This is a genomic window from Acinetobacter sp. C15 (assembly GCF_013420645.1).
GTDB classification, from domain to species: Bacteria; Pseudomonadota; Gammaproteobacteria; order Pseudomonadales; family Moraxellaceae; genus Acinetobacter; species Acinetobacter indicus.
The window spans coordinates 1-1082 of sequence record NZ_VOXR01000138.1 but is presented as its reverse complement, the minus strand read 5'-3'; the positions used below and the strand labels follow the sequence as shown (position 1 = coordinate 1082).

1 protein-coding gene is annotated in these 1082 nt (G+C 36.4%); it reads left to right on the top strand.

Translation table 11 applies throughout. The features are described from left to right. Positions 1-193 precede the first annotated feature (193 nt). The gene (locus tag FTT63_RS15560; RefSeq protein WP_074163995.1) at positions 194-694 is read left to right on the top strand and encodes an META domain-containing protein; all 501 of its coding nucleotides are present in this window, start codon (positions 194-196) and stop codon (positions 692-694) included. Positions 695-1082: the final 388 nt, after the last annotated feature.

Genomic DNA, 1082 nt, shown 5'->3' with positions numbered 1-1082 from the left:
GTACCAGCGTACGGCCCACAGAATGATGTCACGCTGAAAATGCCGGCCTTTGAATGGGTTCATGTGCAGCTCCATCAGCAAAAGGGGATGATAAGTTTATCACCACCGACTATTTGCAACAGTGCCATATGACCTATATGTCTACTGATGAACTCTATAAAGAGGGTTACTCATTATTATACGGACAATAACGATGACTAGAATATTTATACTGATGTTCGTCGTTGGACTTTTGAGCGCTTGTCATAAGCCTTCATCAGCCGATCAGTCCAAGATACAAGAATTACAAGTGATGTCCTTTAGTGAGCAGACCTTGGCGCAATTTTCTTGGGAATTAATCGAGGCAACAAATGCTAATAGTGAACGTATAGATTCATTATTTCTGGCTTCAAAACCTGACCAACCTATCACGCTAAAATTTGCAGAAAAGATGCTGTATATTGGGAATTTGTTTTGTAATATAAATTCGATTGGTATTCATTTTAAGGGCAATCATTTATATGCTGAACAACCAATTGTTGCCACAATGATGGGCTGTCCTGATGATATCAACTTACGTGAAAGTACGATGATAGATATTCTGGTGAATGCTCCCACATTATATCTTCAATCTCGTAAGGGGCAGGCACAACTGCTTATAGAAACACAAAAAAAAGAGAAATTGATTTTTAAAGGTGTTCAAGTCAACAAGTAGTCTAAATTCTTGCAGTACACTGATGAAAATCATAAGGTAAAGTTAGATATGAGGAAGCCCAATCATTTAGTTGGGCTTCTTTGTTTAAATATAATTTTAAGAGCCGGTAACTTATTTTCTGTAAGTTCCCTTTTACTATTTTTCTTTTGAGTATTTTATTAATCTAATTCTTTTACGCACTCAATAAGTATTACCACTATACCAACTCTTAGAAAGAGCTTTGAATTCCCTATTTAACATAATGGTGGTTATACGCAATACACTTGTAAGCCCAAAGTAGAAATGTCCGGTTTCTCCAAAGTAAAAATGTCCGCTTTTAGAATATGCACTTTTGCAATTTTCTTAGCGGACGGTTTGATATGTTGGTGTCTATGTCGGATAAAGAACT

Bases quoted from the DNA above. Each gene is read 5' to 3' on its own strand.
- FTT63_RS15560 (WP_074163995.1), top strand. From the start codon at position 194: ATGACTAGAATATTTATACTGATGTTCGTCGTTGGACTTTTGAGCGCT.